The 509-nt window shown below is 68.0% G+C and carries 2 protein-coding genes; both read left to right on the top strand.

The annotated features are described in order from the left end of the window. The first annotated feature begins 7 nt into the window (after nt 1-7). On the top strand, nt 8-142 hold the full coding sequence (locus WDC87_RS21975; protein ID WP_336331352.1) for a DUF2938 family protein: 135 nt from the start codon (nt 8-10) through the stop codon (nt 140-142). Nucleotides 143-182: 40 nt separating this feature from the next. Then, on the top strand, nt 183-509 hold a 327-nt coding region (locus tag WDC87_RS21970; RefSeq protein ID WP_336331351.1), incomplete at its 3' end, for a phosphotransferase.

The following is a 509-nucleotide window of genomic DNA, read 5'->3' as shown; positions in this document are numbered from 1 at the left end:
GCCGGGCATGGGTGCCGGCATTGCCGCCTCGAAGACCCCGGCGCCGGGCAAGGCACCCCTGCGCAGCCTGGTGGCGCACAGCGTGTTCGGCGTGGGCATGTACCTTTCCGCGCTGCTGTTGGCTGCGGTTCGTGCAGCATGAGCGAGAATCGGCGGGGTCACCGGCAACAGGAACCCCCGGCATGGAAGCACCCAATCCCTTCACTGATGGCATGCCGCTACCGTGGGCATGGCAGGAAGCGTTGGCCGATGCGCGCGTCGAGCGGCAGTCGATCGGCGTGTCGCGCGCGGATGTAGCCCGTGTGCAGCGACCAGGCCAGCCCGATGCCTTCGTGAAGTCGGAAGTGATCGACGCCTTCAGTGAGCTCGGTGATGAGATCGCGCGCCTGCGCTGGCTGCAGGAACAGGGACAACCGGCACCAACGGTAATTGCCACCGCCGAAGAAGCGGGCCGGCGCTGGTTGCTGATGAGCGCGCTGCCCGGCCGCGACCTGGCTTCGTCGCCGGAA

The sequence above is a fragment of the Stenotrophomonas maltophilia group sp. Smal12 genome (genome assembly GCF_037079935.1).
GTDB classification, from domain to species: domain Bacteria; phylum Pseudomonadota; class Gammaproteobacteria; order Xanthomonadales; family Xanthomonadaceae; genus Stenotrophomonas; species Stenotrophomonas sepilia.
Note: the sequence above shows the minus strand (reverse complement) of the source record. Positions and strands in the feature narration are given on the sequence as shown.